The organism is Brevundimonas sp., assembly GCF_030682035.1.
In the GTDB taxonomy this organism is placed as follows: domain Bacteria; phylum Pseudomonadota; class Alphaproteobacteria; order Caulobacterales; family Caulobacteraceae; genus Brevundimonas.
Genome location: NZ_JAUXQZ010000023.1, coordinates 55,483 through 69,565, shown reverse-complemented (window position 1 = coordinate 69,565; position 14,083 = coordinate 55,483). Strand labels below are relative to the sequence as shown.

The following is a 14,083-nucleotide window of genomic DNA, read 5'->3' as shown; positions in this document are numbered from 1 at the left end:
AGGAGCGCTCATGCGCCGCGTCGTCGTCACCGGCCTCGGTCTGCTCACCCCGCTCGGCTGGGGCGTCGAGCATAACTGGAAGGGCATCCTCGAAGGCCGGTCGGGCATCGGTCCGATCACCAATTTCGACACCGAGGGCTATGGCTGCACCATCGCGGGCGAGATTCCCTCGGTCGACGGCCGTGGGGGCGGGGCCCCCGACCAGCCGGGCGTGTTCGACCACGAAAAGGTCATGTCGCCCAAGGACCGCAAACGGGTCGATGACTTCATCGTCTACGCTATAGCCGCCGCTGACGAAGCCCTGGCCGACGCGAACTGGAAGCCGGAAACCGAGGAACAGCGCGAACGCACCGGCGTCATGGTCGGCTCGGGCATCGGCGGCCTCGGCCCCATCGCCGACACCGCCATCATCCTCAAGGAACAGGGGCCGCGCCGCGTCAGCCCCTTCTTCATCCCTTCGGCCCTGATCAACCTGACCAGCGGCCAGATATCGATTCGCCACGGCCTCAAGGGGCCGAATCACTCGGTCGTCACCGCCTGCGCCACCGGCGCCCACGCCATCGGCGATGCGGCCCGGATGATCATGCTGGACGACGCCGACGTCATGGTCGCCGGCGGGGCGGAAAGCTCCATCGTCCCCATCGGCATCGCCGGCTTCCTCGCCTGCAAGGCCCTGTGCACCACCTACAACGACACGCCCGAGAAGGCCTCGCGGCCTTGGGACAAGGACCACTCCGGCTTCGTCATGGGCGAGGGCGCCGGCATCGTGGTGCTGGAAGAGTACGAACACGCCAAGGCACGGGGCGCGACCATCTACGCCGAAGTCGTCGGCTATGGCATGAGCGGCGACGCTTGGCACATCACCGCCCCGGCCGAGGATGGCGACGGCGGCTATCGCGCCATGCAGATGGCCGTGAAGCGGGCCGGGATCTCCGCCGCCGACATCGACTACGTCAACGCCCACGGCACCTCGACCATGGCCGACTGGATCGAGGCCGGGGCGATTGAAAAGCTGATGGGCGACCACGCCCCCAACGTCGCCCTGTCCTCGACCAAGTCGATGACCGGCCACCTGCTGGGCGCCGCGGGCGCCATCGAGGCCATCTTCTGCATCCTGGCCATCCGCGACCAGATCGCCCCGCCGACCATCAACCTCGACAATCCCGGGCGTGAAACAGCCCTGAACATGGTGCGCGGCAAGGGCCAGCCGATGGAGATCGATGTGGCCATGTCCAACAGCTTCGGCTTTGGCGGCACCAACGCCTCGGTCATCTTCCGGAAGGTCGCCTGATGTCGGTGGAGCGGCGATCGGGCCGCAAGACCGCGTTTCTGGCGGCCACGGCGACTTTCAGCACCTTCCTGATCATCGCCCTCGTTGCCGCCTGGAGCGTCTTCTACGCCCCCGGCCCGTCGGCCCGGGCGGGCGAATCGACGATCGTCACCCTACCCAGCGGCGCGGGGGTCAGCGCCATCGCCGCCACCCTCAAGTCGGCAGGCGTGATCCGTTCGACCGACATGTTCAAGGCCGCCGCCACCCTGACCGGGGCCGACCGCAAGCTGCGCGCCGGCGAATATGAGGTGCCGACCAAGGCCTCGCTGCGCTCGGTCCTCGTCCTGCTGGTCGAGGGCCGGGTGGTCCGCCACTATGTCACCCTGCCCGAGGGCTGGTCCTCGGCGCAGGCGGTCGCCATCCTCAACGACCAGCCCATACTGACCGGAACGGTCGAGACCACGCCGGACGAGGCCAGTCTCTGGCCCGACACCTATGAGATCAGCCGCGGCGAGACCCGGCCCTCGGTCATCGCCCGCATGCGCCGCGCCCGCGACGAAAACCTCGCCCGCCTGTGGGCCGCGCGCGGCCCCAACACGGTCGCCCGTTCGCCCGAGGAGGCCATGATCCTGGCCTCCATCGTCGAAAAGGAGACCGGCGTCGCCGCTGAACGCCCGCGCGTCGCCGCCGTCTTCACCAACCGGCTGCGCTCCGGCATGCGGCTGGAGAGCGATCCGACCATCGAATACGGCATCACCAAAGGCGTGCCGCTGCGCCGGGGCCTGAGGCGGTCCGAGCTGGACCGGCCGAACCCGTGGAACACCTACCAGATCGACGGCCTGCCCCCGACGGCCATCGCCAATCCGGGCCGCGAAGCCGTCGCCGCCGTGCTCAATCCCCCGTCCAGCGGCGAACTGTTCTTCGTCGCCGACGGCTCGGGCGGCCACGCCTTCGCCCGGACCTATGAGGAGCATCGGGCCAATGTCGCGCGCTGGCGTGAAATCGAGCGCCGTCGGGCGGGCCTGCCGCCCGAGCCGGCGCCGACGGTCCCGTTGCCCGGGCCCGTCGTTCCTCCCATCACCGATAACGCCGACCCGCCGGGCGTGACGGTCCCGCCCGGCGCCCGGGTGATCCGCATTCCCGCCCCGGCGCCCGCCGGATGAGCGCTATCTCGGGCATGACCGGCTTTGGCCGGGCCGAGGGCGCGGACGGCGACTGGTCCTGGTCGGTCGAGGCCCGCTCGGTCAACGGTCGCAATCTGGAGGTCCGCTTCCGCGGCCCGCCCGGCTTCGACGCGCTCGAGCGCCACGCCAGGACCGCCGCCCAGGCCCGGCTCAGCCGCGGCCAGGTCACCCTCGGCGTCCAGGCGACCCGCGCGGCCCCCGGCGCCGCCGCGTTCAGGGTCAACGAAGGCATCCTCGCCCGCTACCTGACCCTGGCCAACCAGCTGGCGGAGGAGGGGGCCACCCCGCCCTCGGCCGACGGCCTGCTCTCCCTGCGCGGCGTGCTGGAGGCGCCCGAGGAAATCGACGAGCCCGATGCCCGCGCCGCCGTCGAGGCCGCCATGGCCATCGCCCTCGATCAGGCGCTCGACGCCCTCAAACTCTCGCGCGACCGCGAGGGGGCCCAACTCCTGCCGGTGATCACCGACTTCATTGCCCGCATCGCGGCCCTCGTCGCCCAGGCCGAGACCGAGGCCGTGGCCCAGACCATCGCCATCCGCGACCGTTTCGCGCGCCGCATGACCGAACTGGCCCCTGACGCACCGGGTCTTGAGGACCGGATATTCCTCGAAGCCGCCTCGCTCGCGACCAGGGCCGACGTCCGCGAGGAGCTGGACCGGCTGACCGCCCACGTCGCCTCGGCCCGGACCCTGTTGCAGCAACCCCCCGCCGGCCGCAAACTCGACTTCCTGATGCAGGAATTCATGCGCGAGGCGAACACCCTCTGCTCGAAATCGGCTACGACCGCGCTCACCGGAATCGGCCTCGAGCTCAAGGCCGTGATCGAACAGTTGCGCGAACAGGTCCAGAATGTCGAATGAACGCCATCCCCGCCGCGGCGTCCTGCTGATCGTCGCCAGCCCCTCGGGCGCCGGCAAGACCAGCCTGTGCCGCCGCCTGATGGCCGACCACGGCGGGCTGGAGCTGTCCATCTCCATGACCACCCGCGGCATCCGCCCCGGAGAGGTCGCCGACCGCGACTATCATTTCGTCGATGACGCCGGGTTCCAGCGCCTCGTCGACGCCGACGCCTTCCTCGAATGGGCCGACGTCCACGGGGCCCGCTACGGCAGCCCGCGCCCGCCCATCGACAAGGCCCTGTCCGAGGGTCGCGACGTCCTGTTCGACATCGACTGGCAGGGCGCCCGCGACATCGCCGAAAAATGCCCCGAGGACGCCGTCCGCGTCTTCATCCTGCCGCCCAGCCTCGAGGAACTGCGCCGCCGTCTGGTCACCCGCTCCCAGGACGCCGATGAGGTCATCGAACGCCGCATCCAGAACGCCAAGGGCGAGATCGAGCACTGCGGCGACTTCGACTATGTCTTCGTCAACGACGACTTCGACCGCAGCTACGCCGAACTGGCCCACATCTACCACGCGGAGCGCTCAAAGCGGTTCCGCAACATCTGGGTCGATGCCTACAAGGACGCCCTGCTGAACGAGGCGGTCTGACGGCTTCATGCCGTCATCCTCGGGCTTGACCCGGGGATCAGACGTTGCGCCGTGCTGTGTGGCGGGGACGGCCCCGCGAGCGTGACCGCACGGCGTCTCAGTCAGCACCGGATGGTCTGATCCTCGGGTCAAGCCCGAGGATGACGGCGTTGGGGGCGCCACGCCCCACACCCCACACCCCACACCCCACACCTTAAACCACCCTCACCCTCGGCCCCAACCCGCCCCCGTCGATCAGCAGGTCCGTCACCGCCCACACCAGCGCATCGGCCCGGTCCGGACTCCCCCCGCCGTCCTCGCCCAGCCCCATCAACTCCTCCTCCAGCTCGGCCAGATCGGCGCAATGCCGGACCCGGCCCTGTTCGTACAGGGCCGCCACCGGCTCGGCCCGCGCCCGCTTGCCGACCCTTGCATGCACCCGCTTGACCGGACAGCCCACGCCCGCCGCCTTCAGCACCGCCTCGACCATCTCCCCGCCCTGATTGGCCTCGGCCACCACCCGCACGGCCTCGAACTCAACCGCTGCCCGCGCGACGACCCTCGCCCAGCCCTGCGGCGACCGCCCGCGCACCGTCCGGTCCGCCAGCACCCAGGCCTTCCCGTCCCGTCGCCCGACCGCCACGATTCCACAGGCGTCGCCGTCCGCCGAACACGGCGGATCGACCGCCACCACCACTCGCTCGAACCGCTCCGGCCTCTCAGCCTCCCGCGCTGCCCGCATCATCGCCAGCGTGAACAGCGCCCCTTCCCCCTCGACCACCCGCCCGTCCAGTTCCTGCGCCGCCAGCCGCGTCCCGCCGTACAGCGCCTCCAGCCCGTCCAGAAACGCCGGGGCCAGATGTTCGGCATTGATCCGCGTCGGCAGGTCCGACCGCGCCAGCCCCGGCTGCTTCAACAGCCGCCGCAACGCCGCCGTCGGCTTCGGCGTCGTGGTCAGAACCAGCCGCGGCCGGTCCCCCAGCCTCAGCCCCATCCGCAACAATGCCAGCGTCGCCTCGGGGCCCCCGCGCGCTCTGGGCCACGCGCACCACTCGTCCGCCCACGCCGCCCCGAACTGCGGCCCGCGCAGCGACTCCGGGTCCTCCGCCGAGAACGCCATCCCCACCGCCCCGTTCGGCCAGACCAGCCTGCGCCGGCTCGCCTCCCAGCGCGGCCGCCCGCCAAGGCCATAGCGGGGCAGGGCGCGCACCCCCGACGGCCCCTCGATCATCACCTCGCGCACGTCATGCAGGCTCTGCCCCACCAGGGCGATGCGTCCACCCGCCCGCGCCCGGTCCGCCACCCATTCCGCCCCCGCCCTTGTCTTGCCCCCGCCACGCCCGCCCAGCACCAGCCAGGTGGTCCAGTCCCCCGCCGGCGCCCCCTGCCCCTGGTGCGCCGTCACCGCCCAGTCCGCCGCCAGCAACCGCCGCTCGGCGGGCGACAGGGCGTCCAGCCGATCAAGGACGCTCAAACCGTCTCCTCCCCGCTCAGCGGGGAGGGGGACCGCCCGAAGGGCGGTGGAGGGGTAACCGCCGCCGCCATCCCCAACACCTTGCGGCGCACCGCCTCGAACGCCGCCTCATCCGGCTCGGCGTCCGCCGCCGCCTCATCCCCCAGCCGCGCCGCCGCCCGCCCCATCACATCGGCCACCCGCGCCGCCTCGCCCGCCAGCCCCATCCGGCCGCTGCGCAACAGCTTCACCGCCTCGCCCAGCGCCAGCCGCGCCGCCTCGCGCGGCGTCATGTCCCCGTCCAGCTGCCCCGCGATCACCTCGGCCAGTCCCGCGTCCGCCGGCGCCGGCGGCGTCGCCTCGGCCAGCGACCGCTTGGTCCAGCCCTGCCGCCCCGCCCGCGCCCGGATCGCCGCCTCGGTCACATCGAACACCTCGGCCAGCCGCGGCGCGCTCTCGCCCGCCAGATACCGCTCGCGGATCAGGGTCCAGACCCGCTTGCTGCGGATCTTGTAGTTTCGGCGGAGTTTTTTGGGCGCTGTCTGTTTCATCCCGCCAGTATCGCCCCGCCGCTTCCTATGGCGGGATCAGGACGCTGTCGGCGGGTGGAAGCCGTGGCGGATCAGACGGTTGGCGCGCGGGATTGTGGAGGCTGACGGCGGATGGCCAGCAATTGTCGCGGGTGTACCGGATGTCGAGGATGTCGAGGGCCGCGATGTCGAGGGTATCGAGGAGGGATTGTAGTGGTCGGTCACCGGAGCCCGAAAACGGACCGTCGGAATGCCCGCAACGGGTGGAACCCTGACATCGAGCCCTCGGACCTCATCGGATCGGTTAGGCCGAAACGCTTCGTCCTGACGTGGTCTCGCGTGAGGCGCCCCCTCAAATTCACGCTTTGGCGGCCTGTGCCCTGCCTTTGCGGCGTCTTGGAATAAGGATCGAGTTTGGCCCTTCGTAGGTCCAACCCCTTCGACGCAACTTCATCGCCCCCTCGACTGCCGCCACGAGGGGATTTGACCGCTCGGGGTCTTCGTCAATCTCGAACAACGGCTTCCTCATGAGCCGATTGACCCGTCGTTCCATGGCGTTCAACTCGGAATAGTGGCTCCAAGCGATAGATTCCGCCCATTGCTGATGCTGACTTGGTATTCGCTCAGCCGGATAGGTGACGTGGTAGATCAGAAAATCTATCACATATTCGAGCGAATGGTTAGCTTTCAACAGCATTGTTGCCGACTCATCGTCAAGCAGTCCCATGTAAATCGGACAGCCCGTGCTCAAACGTTGACGTGCTTCTGAAATCGCACTCTCAAACACTTTTCGATGCTCTATGGGATCGGCCTCAAGGCTTCCCCAGTGAGAGCCATTAGCTAAAAGGCTCCTGATACTGCTATGAATGGCGCACAGTTGAGCAAGGGCGACGGCCCTGAGGTGCCGCGTGCGAACCTTCCTGTAAACATCCAACGCCAACGGAAGCAGGACGACGATGATCAGCACGTCGAAGAGCAGAAACGGAAGCCCGCCGATTAGTTCGACCAAGAGGTCATCACCGTGGCCCGACAGCCAAGCTTCAACGGGCTTCAAGGCCGTGCTCACCTGAGCTTCTAAAATGGCGATCCTCACCCGCGCCCCCAAAACCCCGTCATTTGATAAATGAGTCCGAAGGGTCGTCCTGGCCCTGTTCGAAAGGACTTATGACACAAACTATTGTCGGGAAGATCCGGCGATTGGGTCCGGGAGCACGGCAAGCGCACGCAGGTTTATCGCTACAACCTCGTCTCGAAGCCCTCCCTTGGAGCCGCGGTTGATGCCGCAGTTCGTCGAGGCCGATGGGGTGCGGATGGTGCGGATGGTGTTGGACTCAGATCAGCCGAACCAACACAGCTCCTCCCGCGAACAGGCCACTTAGAAGAACCGGAGCGAGGATTAGGGCGCAACCGATCGGCTCTTGCTGCGGGGGTTCCGCAGCTTTGATAGCTGGGTACTTATCGACGACCCACCGAGCGACTTGATGCTTGAAGGTGGCGAATACCTCTTCGCGACTTTGTGGCCCATGAGAGTGAAGGCCAGACCACCAGCGGCCCGAGTGTGGATTGTAGTAAAAAACCATACAGTCCGTGACCAGCAACGCCGGGCCGTCTTCGCTGTGCCAGAAGTTGTCCTCCTGCACGTGATACCCGGTCCGAGTTCCAAGGTGCACGGTCGGGTCTCTCATAAGACGCGTCTCGGGGACGGTAGCGAGGAGTTGTTCCACGTCTCGCTTCATGTCTGCCAATCCGGACAGAGCGCGACGCTTACCGTCCTCTCGCGCTTCCTCTTCAGCCTTCCGAGTTCGTGCGAGGTCCACGATATGACGGCGAATATCTTCGGTCATCACTCCCTCCGGTCGCATAGTCTAGCCTAGCGAGCGTGACGTGTCTGCTGAGCTGGGCACCGGAGAGCCGAGGCGTCCAGCTGAATCGCTTTGACACCGGAACCAGCGTTGAAGTCCCTGTTGTCAAAGGCATGACCTTTCGTTCGTGGCCCGCTGGCTAGCCTCACGTTTCGCATCGGAGGTTCAAACGTCCGCTTTGGGTCGAAGGCCGTCTCACCCGCCCGGCCGTCAAGCGGACCTTCCGACCACCCACATCCCACAGCCGTCATCCTCGGGCTTGACCCGAGGATCAGACCATAAGGGTGCTCCGTAAGGAACGAGGGCCCTCGGGCCGTCCTCCAGCCTGATCCAGCCTCTGATCCTCGGGTCAAGCCCGACGATGACGGGAGCGGGCGCTACCCCAACGCCCCCGCCAGCCGCAAAAACCCCGCCCCGTCCACCACTTCCGCCCGGGCGTCCGGCTCGATGCCCGCCGCCTCGCACAGGGCCGCCCCGCCCAGCGTCTTCAAACTGGACCGCAGCATCTTGCGGCGCTGTCCGAAGGCCGCCGCCGTGATCCGTTCCAGCCGTTTCAGCGTCTCCGCGTCGGGCCGGTCCGGGCGCGGGACCAGATGGACCACGGCGCTGGCCACCTTGGGCGGGGGTGTAAAGGCGGCGGCGGGCAGGTGCATGACCAGGCGCGCCTCGCAGACCGCCTGGCTGATCACCGCCAGCCGGCCATAGGCGTCGTCACCGGGGGCGGCGGTGATGCGCTCGGCGACCTCCTTCTGGAACATCAGGGTCAGGGCGTGCGGCGTCCACGGCCCGGTCAGCCATTTGATCAGCAGGGGCGTGCCGACATTGTAGGGCAGGTTGGACACCACATGCGCCGGGATCGGTTCGACCAACTCGGCCTCGCGCACCTTCAGGGCGTCGGCCTCGACCACGGTCAGCCGGCCTGTGCCGTCGTCCAGTTCGGCCAGCAGCGGCAGGAAGCGCGGATCCTTCTCGACCAGCACCACCCGGCCCGCGTCACTCTCCAGCAGCGCCCGCGTCAGCCCGCCGGGACCGGGGCCGACCTCGATCACCGCCCGACCCTCGAACGGGCCCGCCAGACGCACGATCTTTCGCGTGACGTTGAGATCCAGCAGGAAATGCTGGCCGAAACTCTTCTTCGCCAGCAGGCCGTGGGCGTCGAGGGTTTCGCGCAGGGAGGGGAGGTCGGTGGGATTCACGCGCCTTCCTTACGTGACGCAGTTTCCCCCCGCTATCGTCATCCTCCGGCAAGCGGCGCAGCCGCGCAGACCGGGGGACCCAGCGGCGCCGAAGGCGACCTGTTCAGGCAGGCTGTGTCCGGCGGTGGCGTTCTCGACAGTTTCGCGCTCGCGCGCGCCGCTGGGTCCCCCGGTCTCGCTTCGCTCGCCGGAGGATGACGATAGCAGTGAGGGATCGCTACCCCGCCGCGCGCGCCGCCGCCATGGTTCCCGCCAGCCGCACCGCCGCGATCAGGCTGTCGGCCCGGGCCACGCCCCTCCCGGCGATGTCGAAGCCCGTGCCGTGATCCGGCGAGGTGCGGATCACCGGCAGGCCGAGGGTCGTGTTGACCCCGCCCCAGAAGTCCAGCGTCTTGACCGGGATCAGGGCCTGGTCGTGGTAGAGGCACAGGACGGCGTCATAGGTCGCCCGGGCCGCGTCGTGGAACAGGGTGTCGGCGGGCAGGGGGTCGGTGATCGCGATGCCCTCGGCGCGCAGGGCGTCGGCCGCGGGGATCAGCACCTCTATCTCCTCCCGCCCGATGGCGCCGCTCTCGCCCGCGTGCGGGTTCAGGGCCGCCAGCGCCAGTCGCGGCGCGGCGATGGCGAAGTCGCGTTTCATCGCCTCATGGACGACGCGGGCGGTGCGGCAGACTCGCTCGGCAGTGACCAGCTCAGGCACCTCGGACAAGGGGGCATGGATGGTGACAAGGCAGGCGCGCAGATCCCTGGCCGTCAACATCATCACCGGTCCGCGCGTTCCCGCAAACGGCGCGTCAGCCGTCAGTTCGGCGATGAACTCCGTATGGCCCGGGTAGCGGAAGCCGGCGGCGTACAGGGGGGCCTTGGCGATGGGGGCGGTGACGATGCCCGAGGCCTCGCCGGACAGGGCCAGGCTGACTGCCTGTTCGATCCAGTCGGCCACCACCCCGGCGTTGGCCGATTCGGGACGGCCTGGCGTCACGGGCCTGGGCAAGGGATTGTCGAGCACCGGAATGGCCCGACCGAAGACAGCAGGAGCGTCGACGAGCGACAGAACCGGTTCAACCGGTTGGCCCTGTGATCGCAGCAGGGCGGCGTCGCCGATGACGGCGAAGACCGGACCCTCGGTCCGCAGCGCGGCCCAGGCCCTGGCGATGATCTCCGGCCCCACGCCCGCCGGTTCGCCCATGGACAGGACCAGCGGCGAAGGACCGGTCATCACTAATGATACTCTATATGGGCGTCCTCGCGCAGGTCGCGCATATAACGGCGGGCGAGAGTGGCGAGGTTCGCGCGGAACAGGGTGTTCTCGACGTCCTGGGGATTGGGAGCCTCGGTCCCGCCGACGCGGCGACCGCAGACGCCCAGCAGGTGGACGCCCAGCGGGGTGCGCACAGGCGTGCTGACCGAGCCGACTTCCGCGGACCGGGCGACCTGCTGGAATTGCGGGGCGAGGTTCTGAACATCGGCCTCGCCCAGATCGGTGCCGAGCAGACCCTGCTCCGATGTCGCCCGGGCCAGCATGGTGTCGCAGGTCAGTTGCGGACGCAGGGCTTCCAACCGCTGGCTCGCGGCGGCCACGTCGGCCTCGGACGCGGTATCCGGCAGTGCGATCATCACCTGTTTGATTTGCACAAGACTGGCCGAGGCCCCATCACGCTTGTCGCGCATATAGACGATGTAGACTCCGCCATCGACGGGAATCGGCCGGGACAGCTGTCCGACTTCGAGCTGATCCAGCGCCTGTTGAAGGGCCGGCTGCATGGTGCCTTCGACGACCCAGCCGGCGTCGCCGCCGCGCGTTGCGGAAGGCGCGGCCGAGAACTGCTGGGCCACGGCCTGGAAAGGCGCGCCCTGGACCATCTGCTGCACCAGTTGGTTCGCGCCGTTCAGCGCCGCCTGCTGGCCGCCGACACGGGCGGACTCGATGTAGATTTCGCCGATCAGATACTGCTTCTTGGCGGCGGCTTCCGAAACCTGGCGCATGGCAGCGGTCACGGCGGCACGGCTGACCCGGGCCCGGCTCTGGAACCTGCCGCCGACCAGTTGCGACCAGCCGATCTGCGTCCGCAGCTGCTCGCGCAGGGTGCTGGGACGGATCCCGCCCTGGGTGAGAAAGTCGACGTACGCTTGGGGCGAGGCGCCCACTTCCTGGGCCATGGCCGTGATTTCTTGCTGGACCTGTTCGTCGCTGATGACCAGGTCCTCGTATTTCGCCAGCTCCTGGACCTGCAGCCGCTCATCCACCAGGGCGCTCAGCGCCTGCTGCTGGATGGCGGGAATGTTCTCGGGGGTCGGCTGGACCTGGGTCATGGCGATCAGCAGCAACATGCGCTGGCGCAGGTCGAAGCCTGTGATGACGCTGTCGTTCACTGTGGCCAGGATGCCGTCCGACATCTGGAAGGCTGGCGCAGCAGGCGGTGGAGCCGGCGCGGCTTCAGCCGCCGGATTTAGATTGCCAGCTGCGGCCGGCTGCACCGGAGGCGCGGTCTGGGCCATGGCCGAACCGGCCAGGAGGGCGGCGATCGCCACGCCCGTCATGTAACGCTGCAAACCCATGTCAGTTCTGGTTCCTCAAGCGGCGCTGTTCCGGTTTTCGTCCCGGATTTGCGAACCGCGCGCCCCCGGGCTGCCCGGCCGTCAGCGCCCGTCGCTGCGTCAATACCCTGTACCGCCGAAAGTGGCGAGGTTTAGGCGCACATAGATGCCTCCCGACGGTCCGGACGGGCGGACGCGGGTGTTGTCGCGCCGATAGCCGATCTCGAACCGGAAACAGTCGTCGTCGAACAGCAGGCCCACTTCCGAGCGGGTAATGATGTCCCGCTCCAGATCGGCGATGCCCGAAGCGGCCACGCCCCAGTTGCCATAGACGAACTGCTGGCCTGACAACTGCACGAATTCGTAGTTGCGGTTCAGCGGCCCGGCCAGCGGGTTCGAGCGGTCGATGATATAGCTGACGGTCGCCAGATTGCGTCGGCCCCAGCGGCCGTCCACGGCGGTTTCCGCCCGACGGATTTCGCCTGCCGAATCGATCGTGGCGTGGCCCCAGCCGCGGATGCGGTCCGACGGCGAGAAACTGCCTTGAACGACCCAGTCAGAGGTCTGGGCGGCCAGGCCGGTAGGGTTATAGAGCTGCGCCGGCGCATCGGGGACCGGCGTCAGGAAGGCGGGTTCCTCATCCGCGCGGTAGCTGCGGCCGATGAACAGGCTCGCCTGACGACCTTCGTTCCAGCGCAGGGTCGCGCGGGCGCCTATCGTCAGGCGAGGACCGCCTTCGTACAGGTCGTAGCCGGGGAAGCGGTCGGTCCGGAACAGCGAGCTCTCGTCCAGTTCCAGGGTCTGGCTGTCCTCGATGGGAATGCGCGGATCGAGGTCGGAAGTCGTCGAGGCCGACAGCTGCGCCATCGGCTCCAGGATCAGATCAGCGCCGGGGCCGACGCGACGAAACAGGGGGTAGCTGATATCCAGGCCCGCCGTGGCGCGGCCGCGGGAGACGACTTCTTCCTCCAGCCCCAACATGGGCGGCAGGTCTCCGACAGAATACAGGTCGGCGCGAACGTCGATGAACGGCTCCCAACGTACGCCGAGGGGCGAGATCAGGGCCCGCCGCCATTCGGCCTGACCTGAGACCCGCCGGCTGTCGACGCCCGGCAGTCCGAGAGTCGAGCCCGTCGGGATGATTTCCGGGCGCAGCACCGGGCCGCCGACATAGTCGTCGCGATACAGCGAGACCGCCGAGCCGCGCAGGCGCAGGCGGCCGCCGAGGATGGGACCGTCCGGCTCCCACCGCGCCTCGATCAGGGGCGCGACTATCGGCAGGGCTCCGTCAGCCTCGAAACCGTTCAGAGCCGGAGTGACCGGATCGAAGCGCGTGACCCGCAGGCTCTGCAGGGCGAAGGCCGCGACCGAAACATACGACCGTGCGGTTTGCCGCTCGGCGTAAAGCTGGGTGATCAGCCGCCGCTGGTCCCCGTAATAAAGGCCGTTGTCCTGATAGGGATCGCGGACGTCATAGCGATCGAACAGGGTCTTGTCCGACACGCGTTCGGCCGTGAAGCCCCAGCGCCAGGGCCCGTCAGGGTCGAACCGGCCATGGCTCAGGAAATAGCTGCGGCTTGTGCGGTCGCCGTATTTGACATTGCTCTCGGCGTCGCCGTCGCCGTCGAGGTCGAAGTCGCCGAAACTGCGCTCATAGGTATAGCCGCCGCGGGCGACGATCATTCCGTCGGCGAACCGTCGGCGCCATTGCAGGTTCAGCAGCGGCGCGACGTCGGTGTTGACCTGCGGGCTGATCAGCCAGTCTTCGGACGGCGACACGACCTGCAGATAGGGAACTTCAAGGCTCAGGCCGCGCCCTTCGTCATAGCTGGGGATTGGGACCAGGAAGCCCGAGGCACGTTTGACGGTCGGATCGGGATGGGCGAAGAACGGCAGGTAAAAGACCGGGATGCCTCCAACCCGGAAAACGGCGTTGCGATACAGGATCGCCCGCAGATCCTCGTCCTGAACCACCTTCTCCGCCTGGATCGAGATACTGGGTTCCTTGGGGTTCCCCTCGGCGTCGCAGATCGGACAGGGCGTGAAGATGACGTAGTTCAGCTCATTGACGTTCTCGCTCCGGCGCACCGCCGTCGCGGCCATCAGGCTGGCGCCATTGCGGAAACGGGTGGCGAAATCGACCGCCACGCCCGCCTTCAGGTCCGAGTCGAGCTCCAGATGGCTCGCGAAGACGACATTGCCCTCAGGGTCGCTGAACTCGACCTGCCGGTCCGCTGTGGCGATGCCCAGACCGAGGTCATAGCTGACGGCCCCGGCTCTCAGGGTCGCGCCCCGGAACCGGGCGAGCACGCGGTCGGCCCCCGGGGCCTCGGCCGTGACAAGGTCGCCGGTTCGCGACGCGGAATCCGCTTCGATATAGACAGCGTTGGGCGTCAGCCCGTCGGCGCCTGGTCCGACGGGCGCAGGCGCCGGGGGCGTCTGCTGCGCCTTGGCTGCTCCCCCCAGAGACGCCAGCGCGATCGCGGCCGCACCGGCCAGAAGCCGGTAGCGCAAGGCTCCCAAAGCGGGCGCGCGGCGGTCACGCTGCATGCAAGAATTCACTCTGGAGGGCGTACGGTC

Annotated in this window: 12 protein-coding genes; 4 read left to right on the top strand and 8 right to left on the bottom strand. The window is 68.3% G+C overall.

The features are described from left to right. Nucleotides 1–10 precede the first annotated feature (10 nt). Genes fabF through gmk form a run of 4 tightly spaced genes read left to right on the top strand, consistent with a single transcriptional unit; the run spans nt 11 to nt 3,945 of the window. Complete coding sequence (gene fabF / locus Q8K49_RS04835; protein WP_305304476.1) at nt 11–1,291, top strand: beta-ketoacyl-ACP synthase II; 1,281 nt, start codon at nt 11–13, stop codon at nt 1,289–1,291. Next, a complete protein-coding gene (mltG, locus tag Q8K49_RS04830; protein ID WP_305304475.1) occupies nt 1,291–2,433 on the top strand; it encodes an endolytic transglycosylase MltG in 1,143 nt (380 codons plus the stop codon). The genes fabF and mltG overlap by 1 nt, the downstream gene beginning before the upstream one ends. Further along, complete coding sequence (locus Q8K49_RS04825; protein WP_305304474.1) at nt 2,430–3,314, top strand: YicC/YloC family endoribonuclease; 885 nt, start codon at nt 2,430–2,432, stop codon at nt 3,312–3,314. Before mltG ends, Q8K49_RS04825 begins: the two co-directional genes overlap by 4 nt. Next, nucleotides 3,304–3,945 (top strand): guanylate kinase, encoded by a 642-nt coding sequence (gene gmk / locus Q8K49_RS04820; protein WP_305304472.1) that lies wholly within the window; start codon nt 3,304–3,306, stop codon nt 3,943–3,945. Before Q8K49_RS04825 ends, gmk begins: the two co-directional genes overlap by 11 nt. 193 nt (nt 3,946–4,138) lie before the next feature. Here the strand turns inward: gmk and Q8K49_RS04815 are convergent, their stop codons facing one another. The 8 genes from Q8K49_RS04815 to Q8K49_RS04780 form a co-directional block, all read right to left on the bottom strand. Next, nucleotides 4,139–5,398 carry a DNA-packaging protein gene (locus Q8K49_RS04815; protein WP_305304471.1) on the bottom strand — a complete coding sequence of 420 codons (1,260 nt, stop codon included), beginning with the start codon at nt 5,396–5,398 and terminating at the stop codon, nt 4,139–4,141. Next, nucleotides 5,395–5,928 (bottom strand): hypothetical protein, encoded by a 534-nt coding sequence (locus Q8K49_RS04810; protein ID WP_305304470.1) that lies wholly within the window; start codon nt 5,926–5,928, stop codon nt 5,395–5,397. Before Q8K49_RS04810 ends, Q8K49_RS04815 begins: the two co-directional genes overlap by 4 nt. A 337-nt stretch (nt 5,929–6,265) precedes the next feature. Next, nucleotides 6,266–7,000 carry a hypothetical protein gene (locus Q8K49_RS04805; protein ID WP_305304469.1) on the bottom strand — a complete coding sequence of 245 codons (735 nt, stop codon included), beginning with the start codon at nt 6,998–7,000 and terminating at the stop codon, nt 6,266–6,268. Between the two features lie 238 nt (nt 7,001–7,238). Next, nucleotides 7,239–7,751 carry a hypothetical protein gene (locus Q8K49_RS04800; RefSeq protein WP_305304468.1) on the bottom strand — a complete coding sequence of 171 codons (513 nt, stop codon included), beginning with the start codon at nt 7,749–7,751 and terminating at the stop codon, nt 7,239–7,241. Between the two features lie 395 nt (nt 7,752–8,146). Continuing rightward, on the bottom strand, nt 8,147–8,965 hold the full coding sequence (rsmA, locus tag Q8K49_RS04795; RefSeq protein WP_305304467.1) for a 16S rRNA (adenine(1518)-N(6)/adenine(1519)-N(6))-dimethyltransferase RsmA: 819 nt from the start codon (nt 8,963–8,965) through the stop codon (nt 8,147–8,149). Between the two features lie 217 nt (nt 8,966–9,182). Beyond that, nucleotides 9,183–10,184 (bottom strand): 4-hydroxythreonine-4-phosphate dehydrogenase PdxA, encoded by a 1,002-nt coding sequence (gene pdxA, locus Q8K49_RS04790; RefSeq protein WP_305304466.1) that lies wholly within the window; start codon nt 10,182–10,184, stop codon nt 9,183–9,185. Between the two features lie 2 nt (nt 10,185–10,186). Then, the gene (locus Q8K49_RS04785) at nt 10,187–11,524 is read right to left on the bottom strand and encodes a peptidylprolyl isomerase (RefSeq protein ID WP_305304465.1); all 1,338 of its coding nucleotides are present in this window, start codon (nt 11,522–11,524) and stop codon (nt 10,187–10,189) included. Between the two features lie 99 nt (nt 11,525–11,623). After that, nucleotides 11,624–14,053: an LPS-assembly protein LptD gene (locus tag Q8K49_RS04780; RefSeq protein WP_305304464.1), complete on the bottom strand. Its 2,430-nt coding sequence runs from the start codon at nt 14,051–14,053 to the stop codon at nt 11,624–11,626. Nucleotides 14,054–14,083 lie beyond the last annotated feature (30 nt).

Excerpts from the sequence above, each read along its gene's own strand:
- pdxA (WP_305304466.1), bottom strand. The coding sequence starts at position 10,184 with ATGACCGGTCCTTCGCCGCTGGTCCTGTCCATGGGCGAACCGGCGGGC.
- Q8K49_RS04800 (WP_305304468.1), bottom strand. The coding sequence starts at position 7,751 with ATGACCGAAGATATTCGCCGTCATATCGTGGACCTCGCACGAACTCGG.
- Q8K49_RS04780 (WP_305304464.1), bottom strand. The coding sequence starts at position 14,053 with ATGCAGCGTGACCGCCGCGCGCCCGCTTTGGGAGCCTTGCGCTACCGG.
- gmk (WP_305304472.1), top strand. The coding sequence starts at position 3,304 with ATGTCGAATGAACGCCATCCCCGCCGCGGCGTCCTGCTGATCGTCGCC.
- Q8K49_RS04785 (WP_305304465.1), bottom strand. The coding sequence starts at position 11,524 with ATGGGTTTGCAGCGTTACATGACGGGCGTGGCGATCGCCGCCCTCCTG.
- Q8K49_RS04825 (WP_305304474.1), top strand. The coding sequence starts at position 2,430 with ATGAGCGCTATCTCGGGCATGACCGGCTTTGGCCGGGCCGAGGGCGCG.
- fabF (WP_305304476.1), top strand. The coding sequence starts at position 11 with ATGCGCCGCGTCGTCGTCACCGGCCTCGGTCTGCTCACCCCGCTCGGC.
- Q8K49_RS04810 (WP_305304470.1), bottom strand. The coding sequence starts at position 5,928 with ATGAAACAGACAGCGCCCAAAAAACTCCGCCGAAACTACAAGATCCGC.
- mltG (WP_305304475.1), top strand. The coding sequence starts at position 1,291 with ATGTCGGTGGAGCGGCGATCGGGCCGCAAGACCGCGTTTCTGGCGGCC.